Annotated in this window: 1 protein-coding gene; it reads left to right on the top strand. The window is 34.7% G+C overall.

What is annotated here, in order from left to right; all coding sequences use genetic code 11:
- On the top strand, nucleotides 1-884 hold an 884-nt coding region (locus FT986_RS11650), incomplete at both ends, for an RHS repeat domain-containing protein (RefSeq protein ID WP_147865210.1).

Below are 884 nucleotides of genomic sequence, written 5' to 3' on the forward strand. Positions count from 1 at the left end.
CCTTAAGCATTTCTGATGACCAAAAGAGTTTTTTACAATTAGAAACTCTAACGGTTAATAATGGTAATACTGTAGCATCTCCCAATACTAATTGGCGTTACCAATACGACAACCATTTAGGTTCTGCCTGTTTAGAACTGGATAAAGCTGCAGCAGTAATTTCTTATGAAGAATATTACCCTTTTGGGACAACATCCTACCGCTCAGGCAAGAGCCAGAGCGAAGTAAAATTAAAGCGTTACCGTTATTGTGGTAAAGAAAGAGACGATGAAACCGGATTCTATTATTACGGAGCCAGATATTATGCGGCTTGGATTGGAAGGTTTATTTCTATAGATCCTTTAGCAGAGAAATTCCCACAGCTTACCCCTTATAATTATGCAGGGAATAAGCCGGTGACGGGAAAGGATTTGGAAGGGCTGCAAAGTACTGGAGATAAGTTCGTTGACACTGTAGCTACAGGCAAATCAACTTATGAAAGTAATAAAAGAATAAATGATTCTGATCGAAGAAACACAAAAGATTATGATTCTTTTAAAGAAATTGACTTAGATTATGCAGAAAGAAAGCTTAACAGTCTTGTAGATAAAGCTAGAGATAATGATTATGATTTTGCTGCAGATAACCTAGAACATTTTTTGGGTAATACGGGAGAAGATCGAATTATACATAAAAATGAAGTTTTAGCAGATATCAATATGAGAAATTTAATCAGAGAAAATTTGAGAAAAATATGGGTTAATAAGATAACCCCTGACTCAGAAAATTTAGAAATTGGGGAAAGTAAAAGTTTTGATAATTATTATATAGACTCTACAAATGCGTTATTATTTTCCGACAATTACTATGCTTCAGGAGGGTCTACTATTAAAACCACAGCCAAG

Origin of the sequence: Mesonia sp. K4-1, from assembly GCF_008017825.1 — a bacterium.
Taxonomy (GTDB): domain Bacteria; phylum Bacteroidota; class Bacteroidia; order Flavobacteriales; family Flavobacteriaceae; genus Mesonia.